This window comes from Pseudomonas sp. Pseusp18 (genome assembly GCF_059506005.1).
Genome location: NZ_CP169240.1, coordinates 3,023,621 through 3,035,629 on the forward strand (window position 1 = coordinate 3,023,621; position 12,009 = coordinate 3,035,629).

A 12,009-nucleotide genomic window follows, 5' to 3' on the forward strand; every position below is an offset into this window, starting at 1 on the left:
GGCAACCGGTTCTTCCAGGAAAACCGCATTCGCAGGACTTGCGAGGACTGCGTCCTCGGACGCAGCCTCGCGGGCTCGGCAGCTGCTACGAGCCAGGTGAGGGAACGATCTGCAGTTCAGTCGAGCAGTTCGGCTGACTCAATCAACCCGACCCCCGCCACCTGCATCCGCTCAATCGCCGCCGCCAGCGACCCTTCCAGATCAATCGCGCGGCAAGCGTCCATCACCACAAACGCATTGAACCCTGCCGCCCGCGCATCCAACGCGGAGAACATCACGCAGAAATCCAGTGCCAGCCCGACCATGTAAACCGTGTCGATGCCGCGTTCTTTCAGGTATCCGGCCAAACCGGTGGTTGTGGTTCGATCCGCCTCCAGAAATGCCGAATAACTGTCGATGTCCGGGTTGCAGCCCTTGCGGATGATCAATTGGGCGTGGGGCAGGTCCAGCTCCGGGTGGAACTCGGCGCCGGGCGTGGCGCGTACACAATGCTCCGGCCACAGCGTCTGTTCACCGTAAGGCAACTGAATCACGTCGTAAGGCTTGCGCCCAGGGTGGCTGGAAGCGAACGAGGCGTGGCCGGGCGGGTGCCAGTCCTGGGCAATGACGACCTGTTTGAACTGGCGACTCAGACGATTAATCAGGGGCACAATCAGGTCACCCTCGGGCACCGGCAATTGACCACCGGGAATGAAGTCGTTTTGTACGTCGATGACCAGTAAGGCCGCGCGTGAAGAAATCGGCATGGGTAGGGTTCCTCCTTGGAAAGTCAGGCGTAAGCATAGTGACAACTGTGTTCACGCGCCAAGACGGTTTCTAACAATTTCGGTGGTGCGGCCAATCGCGAGCAGGCCCGTCCAGACGCTGAAAATCCAGAAGCCAGTCCCGCATTTGGCCGAACCGCTGCCTTACTGCCGACACAGATGCCTTGTTATAGTTCGGGCTTCATTTTCTGTCCGGTAAAGGATCACTGCCATGTCTCAATACACCGCCTTCAGCGTCGAACTGGCCGATAACATCGCCCATGTGCAGATCAACCGTCCGGACAAGATCAACTCGATGAACGCCGCGTTCTGGAGCGAGATCATCGAGATTTTCCAGTGGATCGACGATACGGATGAAGTCCGGGTGGTAGTGCTCAGTGGCGCCGGCAAGCATTTTTCTTCCGGCATCGACCTGATGATGCTCGCCGGTGTGGCCAATGAATTGGGCAAGGACGTCGGCCGCAATGCGCGCCTGCTGCGCCGCAAGATCCTCGCGCTGCAAGCGTCGTTCAACGCCGTCGACAACTGCCGCAAACCGGTGCTGGCGGCGGTGCAGGGTTATTGCCTGGGCGGCGCCATCGACCTGATTTCCGCCTGCGACATGCGTTACGCGGCCGAGGACGCGCAATTTTCCATCAAGGAAATCGATATCGGCATGGCGGCCGATGTTGGCACTTTGCAACGCTTGCCGCGGATCATCGGTGACGGCATGCTGCGTGAACTGGCTTACACTGGTCGCACCTTTGGCGCCGAAGAAGCGCGTAACATTGGCCTGGTCAATCGCGTCTACAGCGACACCGCCAGCCTGCTTGAAGGCGTGATGGGGATTGCCCGCGAAATCGCCGGCAAGTCGCCGATTGCCATCACCGGCACCAAAGAGATGATCAGCTACATGCGCGACCATCGCATCGACGACGGCCTCGAATACGTCGCCACGTGGAACGCCGCCATGCTGCAGTCCACCGATCTGCGCGTGGCCATGGCCGCCCATATGAGCAAACAGAAACCCGAATTTCTGGATTGATTAACCATGACTTCACGCTGGACCACCGCAGTACTGGACACCGATCAACCCGGCGGCTGGGCCGTGGCGCGCAGCCCCGAAGGCTTTTTGTTCGATGACAATGGCGCGCTGTTTCCACGGGAATGGCTCAAGCGTCAGGACTTGTCGATTCTCGCCGAGCACGGCATCGGTCACCTGGATGGCGAACCGGTCTACTTGCTGGAGTTGCGCAGTCACAGCGACGTGCCGGGCTGTAACTGGAAAGGCCTGCGGGCGTTCATGCTCGAGGGCGATCACACCGTCTACAAGGTTCTGGGCTATGCCGCGCAAATCGGTACCTGGGCCCGTGAGCACCGCTTTTGCGGCAACTGCGGACAGGCGATGATCCAGATACCGCGTGAGCGGGCGATGTATTGCGAACCGTGCGATTTACGCAGCTACCCGCGTATTTCGCCGAGCATGATTGTGCTGGTGACCCGTGGCGACGAGGTTCTGCTGGCTCGTTCACCGCGTTTTGTCACTGGGGTCTACAGCACGTTGGCGGGGTTTGCCGAGCCTGGTGAGTCGGCCGAAGATTGCCTGATTCGCGAGGTTCGCGAAGAGGTTCAGATCGAGGTCAAGAACATCCAGTACATGGGCAGTCAGTGCTGGCCGTTCCCGCATTCGATGATGCTCGGTTTTCATGCCGAGTACGCCGGTGGCGAGATTGTCTGTCAGGAAGACGAGATCGAAGACGCCCAGTGGTTCAACGTGCACGAGCTGCCGCCGCTGCCGGCGTCACGCTCGATTGCCCGCTACCTGATCGACGTCTACGTGGCGCGGCGCTTAGGCCACGCTGAACCAGTGCTGCCAGGCTAGGCGCACGGTCAGGCCGAGCACCACCGTGATGAACACCGGGCGAATGAATTTCGCACCGCCGCTGATGGCGGTGCGTGCGCCGAAGAAGGCGCCGACCATCACCGACAGGCCCATGCTCAGGCCGATGACCCAGTCCACTTGCCCGGAAAAAATGAACACCGACAGCGCCGCAATGTTGCTGACGAAGTTCATGCTGCGTGCCACGCCGCTGGCCTTGACCAGGTCGATGGGGTAGAGCAGCAGGCTGCTGACGGTCCAGAACGCCCCCGTTCCCGGGCCGGCCACGCCGTCATAGAAACCGAGGCTGAAGCCTTGACTCGATTGCCACTTTTTCTTGATCGGTGCATCGCTGTCCAGCGGCGCTTTCGGTGTGCCGCCGAACAACAGGTATAGGCCGCAGGCGAACACAATTACCGGCAGCATCTTGTTCAGCCATTCCGCCGGCAAATAATGAGCGACGATGGCGCCGCTGAGCGCACCAACCAACGTGCCGACGATGGCGTGCATCCATTGCCGTGGATGAAACAGCTTGCGCCGGTAGAAGGTGAAACTGGCGGTGGCCGAGCCGAAGGTGGAACTGAGTTTGTTGGTGCCCAGTACCAGATGCGGCGGCAGGCCGGCGGTCAGCAGTGCCGGGGTGGTCAACAGACCGCCGCCGCCAGCGATGGCGTCAATGAAACCGGCAATGAAAGCGACGAGAGCCAGAACGGCCAGGGTAGTGAGGTCAACGCTGAGTTCGAAAGGCATGGAATGGGGCTTATTCGGCAGGGCGCAGAAGAGGGCTGCGGGAAAAGGCCGGTATCTTACCCATATCCAACTTCTGCGGCGACCTGAGCCGATCGTTCCCACGCTTCCGCGTGGGAATGCATCTTGTGACGCTCTGCGTCACGGCGGACGCAGAGCGTCCGTGGCGGCATTACCACGCAGAGCGTGGGAACGATCGGTGAGGTGATGTTACAGACCCAGGTCAGACAACCCGGGGTGATCATCCGGCCGGCGACCCAGCGGCCAATGGAACTTGCGCTCGCTTTCCTTGATCGGCATGTCGTTGATGCAGGCGTAACGGTTGAACATCAGGCCGTTCTCGTCGAACTCCCAGTTCTCGTTGCCGTAGGAACGGAACCAGTTGCCCGAATCGTCGTGCCATTCGTAGGCGTAACGCACGGCGATGCGGTTGTCGCCATGGGCCCAGAGTTCCTTGATCAGCCGGTAGTCCAGTTCCTTGGCCCATTTGCGGGTCAGGAAAGCTTTGGCTTCTTCGCGGTTGTGGGCGAACTCGGCGCGGTTACGCCACTGGGTGTCCAGGGTGTAGGCAAGAGACACCCGTTCCGGGTCACGGGAGTTCCAGCCGTCTTCGGCCAGGCGAACTTTTTCGATGGCCGATTCACGGGTAAACGGCGGCAATGGCGGACGAACTTCGGCAGTAGACATATAAAGTCTCCCTATCAAATTAACGTTCAAACAAGTTGTCGGGCTTATTTAAAGTGTTACAGGTCCAATAACTTTCGCGCCATGCATTGCGCATTATCGGCGGCACTGTGATCACCCATCACAAGCGCTACGGTAATGGCACCGTCGATCAGGATCAGCAGCTGTCTGGCCAGCGTTTCCGGGTCTGTTGCGCCATATTCGGTACAGAGCTCGCGCACGTAGTCGAGCAGCTTCTGTTTGTGGTCTTTGGCGACCAGGCGAACCGGGTCTTGCGGGTCGCCGGTTTCGCCGCTGGTGTTGATGAATGCACAGCCACGGAAGCCTTCGGAGGCGAACCAGGCCTTGAGCACGGTAAACAGGTTGAGCAGCCGCTCGGCCGGGGTTTGGGCCTTGCCGACTTCGCTTCGATACCAGTGCATCCAGCGCACATCGCGGCGTTGCAGGGCCGCGACGACAAGCTCCTCCTTGTTGGCGAAGTAGCGGTAAATACTTTTTCTGGAGACGCCGGCGGTTTTCACCAGAAGATCCATGCCGGTGGCAGCGATGCCACTTTTGTAGATCAACTTTTCGGTGACATCCAGAATGATGTCGCGTGTGTCGTTGCTAGTGATTTCGTTCATGCGGTTAACAGTAGAATGATCGTTCTTCATGGTCAAGTGGTTATTTTTGGCGCCTGTGAAATTGCCTTCGCGGGCAAGCCTCGCTCCTACGGTTTTTCGTCGTTTGGAATACAAACCCTGTAGGAGCGAGGCTTGCCCGCGAAGAGGCCTTTACAGACAGTAACAAGACCCAAACCCATCCATGGTGTAAGCTCTCAGGCTCTTCGGATTCGACCCTTTGCGAGCCCTATGCCGTTGCTTTTCAAACGCTCTCTACTGCCTAAACTGCGCAGTTTTCCGCTGACCGCCGATGCCGTCACCATCCTCTCTGGCGCTGCCGAGTTCCGTCGTTGCCTGCTGGAAAAAATCGCTCAGGCGACCCGGCGTATCTACATCGTTGCGCTGTACCTGCAACAGGATGAGGCCGGCCAGGAAATCCTCGATGCCCTGCACGCGGCCAAACTGGCACGTCCGGAACTGGACGTGGTGGTGATCGTGGATTGGCTGCGCGCCCAGCGCGGCTTGATCGGTGCCGGCAAGCAACCGGGCAACTCGGCCTGGTATCAGGAAACCACCCGCACCCACGAAAGCGAAGTGCCGGTGTACGGCGTGCCGGTGCAAACCCGCGAGCTGTTCGGCGTGCTGCATTTGAAGGGCTTCGTGATCGACGATTGCGTGATCTACAGCGGCGCGAGCCTGAACAACGTTTACCTGCACAAATTCGACAAGTACCGCTTCGACCGTTATCACTTGCTGCAGAACCAGGCGCTGGCCGATTCGATGCATCACCTGATTCAGCACGGTCTGATCACCTCCAAAGCGGTGCATCGCCTCGACCTGCCGAACTTGCCGACCACCCGCAGCCTACGCCACGACATCGGTGACCTGCGCAGCCGTCTCAAGCACGCGGCGTACGACACCACGGCGGGTAGCACGGAAAAGGGTGGTTTATCGGTCAGCCCGTTGCTCGGTGTGGGCAAGAACAACCCGTTGAGTCGGGTGATCTGCGAGCTGATCGCCAGTGCGCAGCATCAGCTGACCATCTGCACGCCGTACTTCAACCTGCCGCTGGCGGTGACCCGGGAAATCAACCGGGCCCTGGCTCGCGGCGTGAAGATCGACATCATCGTCGGCGACAAGACCGCCAACGACTTCTACATCCCGCCAAGCGAGCCGTTCAAGGTGATCGCGGCGTTGCCATACCTCTACGAAATCAGCCTGCGACGTTTCGCCAAGCGTCATCAGCGCAACATCGACAGCGGCAAGCTGAACCTGCATCTGTGGAAGGATGGTGACAACACCTATCACCTCAAGGGCATGTGGATCGATCAGCGCTACACCTTGCTGACCGGCAACAACCTCAATCCACGGGCGTTCCGTCTCGACCTGGAAAACGCGTTGCTGATCGATGATCCGAAAGGGGAATTGCTGGAATCGCGTGGCAAGGAACTGGCGGAGATTTTCCAGCACACCCGCCGTATTGAGCGTTACCTGGATCTACAAACGCTGCCGGATTACCCGGCGGGGGTGGCCAAGTTTCTCAAACGGGTGAGCCGCGTCAGGATCGAGCGGTTGTTGTATCGGATTTTGTAAGGGGTAACACAGCGGGGCGGGGGTGGCGCCAGTAAGGACGCCTTCGCGGGCAAGCCTCGCTCCTACAGGGTTTAGTGTCGATCACCACTCCGTCGTAGGAGCGAGGCTTGCCCGCGAAGAGGCCCGCTCAAACGCTATAAATCTCAGTTCAACCCCAACTTCCCCCGCAACATCGACAAATCCTCAGCCAGTGTATTCACCGGCCCGACCAGCGCTTTGCGGTCGCTGTCCTTCACCTTGTCATACGTTTCAAAACCACCTTCCGTGGTTTTGTACTTGGCCAGCGTCTTGTTCACCGTGGCGAAGTTCTTGTCGACTTTGGCCATGAACGCCGCGTCTTGCTTTTCGATCTGCGGACGGAACAGGTCGACGATTTTCTTCGCGCCGTCGATGTTGCCCTGGAAGTCATAGAGATCGGTGTGGCTGTAGCGATCTTCCTCGCCGGATATCTTGGTGGCGGCCACTTCTTCGAGCAGCGCCGCAGCACCGCCAACGACTTTTTCCGGTGGGAAGGTCAGGCCGGCGACGCGGGTTTGCAGGTCTTTCACATCTTTGTTCAAGCCGTCAGCCAGCTTGCCCAGACCCTGGGTGCTGTTCTGCGAGAACAATGAATATTCGATGCGATGGAAACCGGTGAAGTCTTCGGCCTTCACGCCTTTTTCGTGGTCGTCTACCCGCGAGTCGATGGACGCATCGAGGTCACTGAACAGCTCGGCAATCGGTTCGATCGACTCGTAATAGACACGGGTCGGTGCGTAGAGCTTTTTCGCGGTGGCCAGGTCGCCTTTTTTCACGGCATCGGTGAATTGCTGAGTGTGGCTGGCGAGTTCATCCAGTTGTTCGGTGACGTAGATCTTGTAGTCAGAGATCGGCCCCACCAACTCCAGCGGCGCCGTCGCCGCGAAAGCCGAAAACGGGGTGTTGAGCAAACCAAGGGTCAGCAGTAACGCGAGGGGCGACTTTTTCATGGGACGGTTCCGTGGGGTGGTAAGGGTCAGACTGAGGCTTTGGGTTGTGTGGCGTTGAGCAGCTCGCGGCCGATGAAGTCCTTGTCGCCGGTCACACCCGGCAGGGTGAAGAAGTACCCGCCGCCAACCGGCTTCAGGTATTCCTCCAACGGCTCGCCATTGAGTCGGGTCTGCACGGTGATGAAGCCTTTTTGCAAATCCGCCTGGTAACAGATGAACAGCAAACCCATGTCCAGCTGACCGTTCTTGTTCACGCCGTTGGAGTAGTTGAACGGTCGGCGCAGGATCAGGTTCGCCTGGGTCTCGGCGGTACGCGGGTTGGCCAGGCGGATGTGAGCATCGAGTTTGGTCAGCTTGCCTTGCGGGTCTTTGGCGTAGTCCGGGACTTGGGTTTCGTGCTCGCCATCCATCGGGGCGCCGGTACTCTTGACCCGGCCGATAATGCTTTGCTGTTCTTGCAGCGGCGTGCGGTCCCAGCGTTCGACGAAGTTGCGGATGATCCGCACCGCCTGATAGCTGCCGTTGACCGCCCAGGCCGGTTCGTCGCTGCCGGGCTGGACCCAGACGATGCTGTCCATGGCCTTGGCGTCGTTGGAGTCGGGGTTGGCCGAGCCGTCGCGAAAACCCAGGAAATTGCGTGCGCTCTGCGCCGGCACACCGGGTTTCGCCGGTGCTTGCGGCGGCACGCTGCCTTCCTGTTTCCAGCGCACCAGTAACAGGTCCGGCAGGTTTTTCACGATGTCGCGCAGGGCGTGGATGTTGGTGTCGGCGGTGTTGGAGCAGAACTGCAAGCTCAGGTCGCCGTGGCAGCAGTCGGCTTCCAGTGCGTCGTTGGGGAAACCGACCATGCGGATCAGCCGCTTGGGCTTGGCGCCGGCCAGACCGAAGCGCTCGTCGAACAGCGACTCGCCCACCGATACGGTGATGGTCAGGTTGTCCGGTGTGACCACCGGGCCAAGAATCCCCGAGTCCAGCGGCGGCAGTTTGGGGTCTACCTGCGCCACCGGACCGCCCTGCATCAGGAACCCGATGCGCTCGTTGAGCGTGCGAAACAGTCGCTCCAGGTCTGCGCGGTCGCTGGCCAATACGTCGAACGACACCAGCATGCCCGACGTCGGGCGAGGGGTGACGATGCCGGTCTGGTGCTGGCCGTGGAAGGCGTGGCGGTCTTCGGTCTTGTCGCTGCTCGGTGCTTCGGTGACTTGCGCCGGGGTCGCGGCCATGACCGGGCAACTCAGGGCCGAACCGGCTATCGTCACACCGGCGGCTCCCATACCCATCAATACACGACGGCGTTGTGCTGAAAACTGTTCTGAGTCGTTCATCTGTCTGAGGTCTTCTGCTTACAGGCCGGAAAGGCCAAGGGCGGGATCGATTCCATCGAGTGCATCGGCCAGAACCTTGGCCTTGTCGGCGATACGTTTGCGCTGTTCGGCGCTGACAGTGTCGTAGCTGGCGTAGCCATCCTTGACCTTGAAACCGTTGAGCTCGGCGTCGAAAGCCGTGACTGCGCTGTCGATTTTCGCCAGCAGTTCAGCGGCGGATTTGCTTAGCAATGGCCGCAATAGCTCGACGACTTTGCGGGTCGCGTCGAGGTTGGCGGCGAAACCGTTCAGGTCGGAGTGGCTGTAGCGTTCTTCTTCGCCGCTGCTGGCGCGTACCTCGGCGAGGCTGTTGAGGTTGCGCACCAGCATGCTCACCAGTTGCTCCGGTGGCAGCGACTGGGCCAGCAGTTGCTGTTTGAGATTGACGACATCGATGCTCAGGCGCTGGGCAACGGGCGTCAGACCGTCGAGGTTGCGTTGTTGGAACAGCGCGTATTCGAGACGGTGGAAGCCGACGAAGCCCGGATCCTGCTCGCGCTTATCGAAGTAATCGGCGCGGGCGTTGATCGCGTTGTCCAGTTCCGCCAGGCGCTGGGCCGCTGGAGCCAATCGTTGATAGGCCGCGCGCGCCGGCACATACAAGGCTTGCGCCTGGCTCAGGTCGCCGGCTTCGATCGCTTGCTCAAGGGCGGCAACGGCTTTGATCAGCGCGGTGCTCTGGCTGCTCAGGTACACGCGAAATTCCGACAGCGGACCAATGAACGCCACCATCGACGGACGTGCCTTGGCTGCCGCATCGGAAGCGGCGGTCGAGGTGACGTGCAAGGTGCCGCGTGGGTTGCTCAGTAAGCCGCAAGTGATGGCGTAGTCGCCGGGCAACAGGTTGGCGTTGATCACCTGGCTCAGGCCGGGGGCGATGTTCTCGCGTTCTTCGACCACCAGCACGCCGTCAAGAATTTCCCATTCGACGGCACGGTTCGAGCCGTTGACGATGCGAAAACTGGCACGCCCGGCCGGAACCGTCAGCGCATTCGGTTCGCAGCTGTGCGGGTGAATGGTGACCAGCACTTGGTCGTGGTTGCTCTGGCGCTTGGCGGCGGCCATTTTCGAGGCGTAGTAGAACAGGCCGCCGGCGGCGATCATCACGATCACCGATCCGGCTACCGCCCAGCGCAAGGCGCGCGGAGGTGAAGCCACTGGAGGAACTGGCGTTGACATGAAGGCCCTTATTGGCTGGAAACGGAAGAGGGTGTTTGCGCGAGCGTGGCCGCCGGGAGAAAAAACATCACCAGCGCCACCAACAGATAAAGCAGATACGCCCCGAGGGTGCTGACGGTCGGCGCATCCTGGTAGCCGAACATTCCGGCCAGCACCGAGCCCAACGGGCCGTCCATCGGCAGCGTGGCGCTGAAGTCGAAGAGCACGGTTTGCAGGTGATTCCACACGCCGGCTTCATGCAGGGCTTGCACCGAGTTGGCGAGAATCCCGGCGGCCACCACCAGAATGAACAGACCGGTCCAGCGCAAGAACGCCGAGAGATTCAGGCGCATGCTGCCGGTGTAAATCAGGAAGCCGACGATGATCGCCAGGATCAGGCCGAGCAGGGCGCCGATCGGTGCCGCCGGGCCTTCGCTCTGCTGGAATACGGCGAGCAGGAAGAACACCGTTTCCAGGCCTTCCCGGGCGACGGCGAAAAACACCATGGCGATCAGCGCGGTCACCTGATGCCTGGAACCGGTCAGCGCCTGATCGAGGGAAACGTGCAGCGAATGCTTGATCGAACGCGCCACCTTGCGCATCCAGAACACCATGGAACTGAGGATGCCGACGGCCAGCAAACCGACCACGCCTTCAAACAGCTCTTGCTGCTTTTGCGGGAACTCGGCACTGACCAGTTCCAGGCCACCGCCGACCAGCAGGGCCAATGCAGCGGCGAGGAATACCCCGATCCACACTGCCGGCATCCATTGGCCACGACCGGTCTGCTTGAGGTAACTGGCGATAATGCCAACGATCAACGCGGCTTCGATGCCTTCGCGCAGCATGATCAGAAAAGGAACGAGCATTCAGCACCGGGGAGTAATTAGATAGGGTGCTAATTTGTAACATGATGAAACTCATTCTCATATGGTAGTTATTGCTAATTGCCTGAACCTAAGCTGAACAACCCTGAAGATCCCACCATCCCGTAGGAGCGAGGCTTGCCCGCGAATCAGGCAACTCGGTCTGTCGGTGAAACCGCGTCATCGTTCTTCGCGGGCAAGCCTCGCTCCTACGGAATCGGTTTGGTGTGCGCTAATATGCCCACCACTCAAACACGAACAAGGCTCACCCCGGTCAATGTCGGAAAAAGACACCATCGCCATTCAACTGGTGCGTGAAGCACTGTTGCAAAGTTGCGCCCCTGGCGCTGCCACCGCAGAGGTGTTGAACAAGGTCGGCATCGATCCAGCGCTGTTGGACAGCACCGACGCGCGTGTCCCGGCCGCCGCCTATGCGCGCCTGTGGCGTTTGCTGGCCCGGCGTGGGGACGATGAGTTTTTTGGCATGGACCCACGCAAGCTCAAGTCCGGCAGTCTGGAGTTTCTTTGTCGCTGTTCCATGGTTCAGCCAAGCCTGGCCGCCGGGCTGACCTCGGGCCTGAGCTTTCTGTCGTTGATGCTTGAACGTCTGCCCGCACAATTGGTTCGCCAGCAAAGCCTGGCGGAGATCGTCCTGCTGGAAGACGACGAGGAGCCGCGCCGCGCCTTCACCTATTTCACTTACTGGATGATCGTGCATGGCGTTGCCTGCTGGCTGGCGGGCCGGCGGATTCCGATCCTGGCCATCGAACTGCGTTGTCCGGAGCCGGATTTTTGCGATGACTATCGGGTGATGTTTTCCGAGAACCTGCGATTCGACCGGCCGCGCACACGGATGATTTTCTCCGCCGACTGCCTGGATTTGCCGATCAAGCGCAGCGCCGAAGAGCTCAAGCGCTTTCTGGCTCATGCGCCGGCGAACATTCTGGTCAAGTACCGCGACCCCGAGAGCCTGGCCAGCCGGATCAAGCACGATCTGCGGCAACTGCCCGCCGAGCGCTGGCCGGAAACCGAAGCGCTGGCGCAGCAACTGTGCATGTCGGCTTCAACTTTACGTCGACGCCTGGCCGAAGAAGGGCAGACGTATCAGGGGCTCAAGGACAGCGTGCGCAAGGAGCTGGCCATCGTCTGGCTGGCCGAGCCGACCATCAGCTTCGCCGAAATCGCCACCCGTTTGGGGTTTGCCGATGCCAGCTCGTTCTACAAGGCGTTTCGCAAGTGGTCGGGGTCCAATCCTGGGCATTATCGGAGTTTGATTCTTAACGAGGCTGACTGATCCGGATGATCGATCGTTCCCACGCTCTGCGTGGGAATGAGGTAGGTAGCGTCCTTGGCCAAACCAGTCACACAACTTGATAGCTTTGACCATTGTCCCGCTCCTCGCGCA

At 60.1% G+C, this 12,009-nt stretch carries 12 protein-coding genes; 4 read left to right on the forward strand and 8 right to left on the reverse strand.

Translation table 11 applies throughout. The annotated features are described in order from the left end of the window. Window positions 1–116: 116 nt before the first annotated feature. Window positions 117–746 (reverse strand): bifunctional nicotinamidase/pyrazinamidase, encoded by a 630-nt coding sequence (gene pncA / locus ACEN9A_RS13625; RefSeq protein ID WP_258674006.1) that lies wholly within the window; start codon window positions 744–746, stop codon window positions 117–119. A 229-nt stretch (window positions 747–975) separates the two neighbouring features. Between pncA and ACEN9A_RS13630 the strand changes: the two genes are divergently transcribed. Together ACEN9A_RS13630 and nudC are read left to right on the forward strand one after the other, a co-directional pair. Continuing rightward, entirely contained in the window at window positions 976–1,788 is an 813-nt protein-coding gene (locus ACEN9A_RS13630; RefSeq protein ID WP_018929117.1) for a crotonase/enoyl-CoA hydratase family protein, read from the forward strand. Between the two features lie 6 nt (window positions 1,789–1,794). After that, the gene (gene nudC / locus ACEN9A_RS13635) at window positions 1,795–2,625 is read left to right on the forward strand and encodes an NAD(+) diphosphatase (RefSeq protein ID WP_019649648.1); all 831 of its coding nucleotides are present in this window, start codon (window positions 1,795–1,797) and stop codon (window positions 2,623–2,625) included. Here nudC and ACEN9A_RS13640 read toward each other — a convergent pair. The 3 genes from ACEN9A_RS13640 to ACEN9A_RS13650 form a co-directional block, all read right to left on the reverse strand. Further along, on the reverse strand, window positions 2,593–3,372 hold the full coding sequence (locus ACEN9A_RS13640; protein ID WP_019649649.1) for a TSUP family transporter: 780 nt from the start codon (window positions 3,370–3,372) through the stop codon (window positions 2,593–2,595). The genes nudC and ACEN9A_RS13640 overlap by 33 nt on opposite strands. 207 nt (window positions 3,373–3,579) lie before the next feature. Further along, window positions 3,580–4,056, reverse strand: a complete 477-nt coding sequence (locus ACEN9A_RS13645) for a nuclear transport factor 2 family protein (RefSeq protein WP_105346099.1) — start codon at window positions 4,054–4,056, stop codon at window positions 3,580–3,582. Between the two features lie 56 nt (window positions 4,057–4,112). Further along, window positions 4,113–4,676 (reverse strand): TetR/AcrR family transcriptional regulator, encoded by a 564-nt coding sequence (locus tag ACEN9A_RS13650; protein WP_258674007.1) that lies wholly within the window; start codon window positions 4,674–4,676, stop codon window positions 4,113–4,115. A 228-nt stretch (window positions 4,677–4,904) separates the two neighbouring features. Between ACEN9A_RS13650 and pssA the strand changes: the two genes are divergently transcribed. Next, window positions 4,905–6,248, forward strand: a complete 1,344-nt coding sequence (gene pssA, locus ACEN9A_RS13655; protein WP_258674008.1) for a CDP-diacylglycerol--serine O-phosphatidyltransferase — start codon at window positions 4,905–4,907, stop codon at window positions 6,246–6,248. 143 nt (window positions 6,249–6,391) lie between these two features. On the opposite strand, the gene efeO (ACEN9A_RS13660) is transcribed toward pssA, so the two are convergent. The 4 genes from efeO (ACEN9A_RS13660) to efeU are packed head-to-tail and all read right to left on the reverse strand — an operon-like array spanning window position 6,392 to window position 10,607. Continuing rightward, window positions 6,392–7,216 carry an iron uptake system protein EfeO gene (efeO, locus tag ACEN9A_RS13660; protein ID WP_258674009.1) on the reverse strand — a complete coding sequence of 275 codons (825 nt, stop codon included), beginning with the start codon at window positions 7,214–7,216 and terminating at the stop codon, window positions 6,392–6,394. 26 nt (window positions 7,217–7,242) lie between these two features. After that, window positions 7,243–8,541, reverse strand: a complete 1,299-nt coding sequence (gene efeB, locus ACEN9A_RS13665; RefSeq protein ID WP_258674011.1) for an iron uptake transporter deferrochelatase/peroxidase subunit — start codon at window positions 8,539–8,541, stop codon at window positions 7,243–7,245. An 18-nt stretch (window positions 8,542–8,559) separates the two neighbouring features. After that, window positions 8,560–9,759 carry an iron uptake system protein EfeO gene (efeO, locus tag ACEN9A_RS13670; RefSeq protein ID WP_258674014.1) on the reverse strand — a complete coding sequence of 400 codons (1,200 nt, stop codon included), beginning with the start codon at window positions 9,757–9,759 and terminating at the stop codon, window positions 8,560–8,562. Between the two features lie 8 nt (window positions 9,760–9,767). Beyond that, window positions 9,768–10,607 carry an iron uptake transporter permease EfeU gene (gene efeU / locus ACEN9A_RS13675; RefSeq protein ID WP_258674015.1) on the reverse strand — a complete coding sequence of 280 codons (840 nt, stop codon included), beginning with the start codon at window positions 10,605–10,607 and terminating at the stop codon, window positions 9,768–9,770. 274 nt (window positions 10,608–10,881) lie between these two features. Between efeU and ACEN9A_RS13680 the strand changes: the two genes are divergently transcribed. Further along, a complete protein-coding gene (locus ACEN9A_RS13680) occupies window positions 10,882–11,898 on the forward strand; it encodes an AraC family transcriptional regulator (protein WP_258674016.1) in 1,017 nt (338 codons plus the stop codon). Window positions 11,899–12,009: the final 111 nt, after the last annotated feature.

What these genes read in the sequence shown, in the direction of transcription:
- ACEN9A_RS13630 (WP_018929117.1), top strand. Translation starts at nt 976, where the DNA reads ATGTCTCAATACACCGCCTTCAGCGTCGAACTGGCCGATAACATCGCC.
- ACEN9A_RS13645 (WP_105346099.1), bottom strand. Translation starts at nt 4,056, where the DNA reads ATGTCTACTGCCGAAGTTCGTCCGCCATTGCCGCCGTTTACCCGTGAA.
- pssA (WP_258674008.1), top strand. Translation starts at nt 4,905, where the DNA reads ATGCCGTTGCTTTTCAAACGCTCTCTACTGCCTAAACTGCGCAGTTTT.
- ACEN9A_RS13640 (WP_019649649.1), bottom strand. Translation starts at nt 3,372, where the DNA reads ATGCCTTTCGAACTCAGCGTTGACCTCACTACCCTGGCCGTTCTGGCT.
- pncA (WP_258674006.1), bottom strand. Translation starts at nt 746, where the DNA reads ATGCCGATTTCTTCACGCGCGGCCTTACTGGTCATCGACGTACAAAAC.
- efeB (WP_258674011.1), bottom strand. Translation starts at nt 8,541, where the DNA reads ATGAACGACTCAGAACAGTTTTCAGCACAACGCCGTCGTGTATTGATG.
- ACEN9A_RS13650 (WP_258674007.1), bottom strand. Translation starts at nt 4,676, where the DNA reads ATGAACGAAATCACTAGCAACGACACACGCGACATCATTCTGGATGTC.
- efeU (WP_258674015.1), bottom strand. Translation starts at nt 10,607, where the DNA reads ATGCTCGTTCCTTTTCTGATCATGCTGCGCGAAGGCATCGAAGCCGCG.
- ACEN9A_RS13680 (WP_258674016.1), top strand. Translation starts at nt 10,882, where the DNA reads ATGTCGGAAAAAGACACCATCGCCATTCAACTGGTGCGTGAAGCACTG.
- efeO (WP_258674014.1), bottom strand. Translation starts at nt 9,759, where the DNA reads ATGTCAACGCCAGTTCCTCCAGTGGCTTCACCTCCGCGCGCCTTGCGC.
- efeO (WP_258674009.1), bottom strand. Translation starts at nt 7,216, where the DNA reads ATGAAAAAGTCGCCCCTCGCGTTACTGCTGACCCTTGGTTTGCTCAAC.
- nudC (WP_019649648.1), top strand. Translation starts at nt 1,795, where the DNA reads ATGACTTCACGCTGGACCACCGCAGTACTGGACACCGATCAACCCGGC.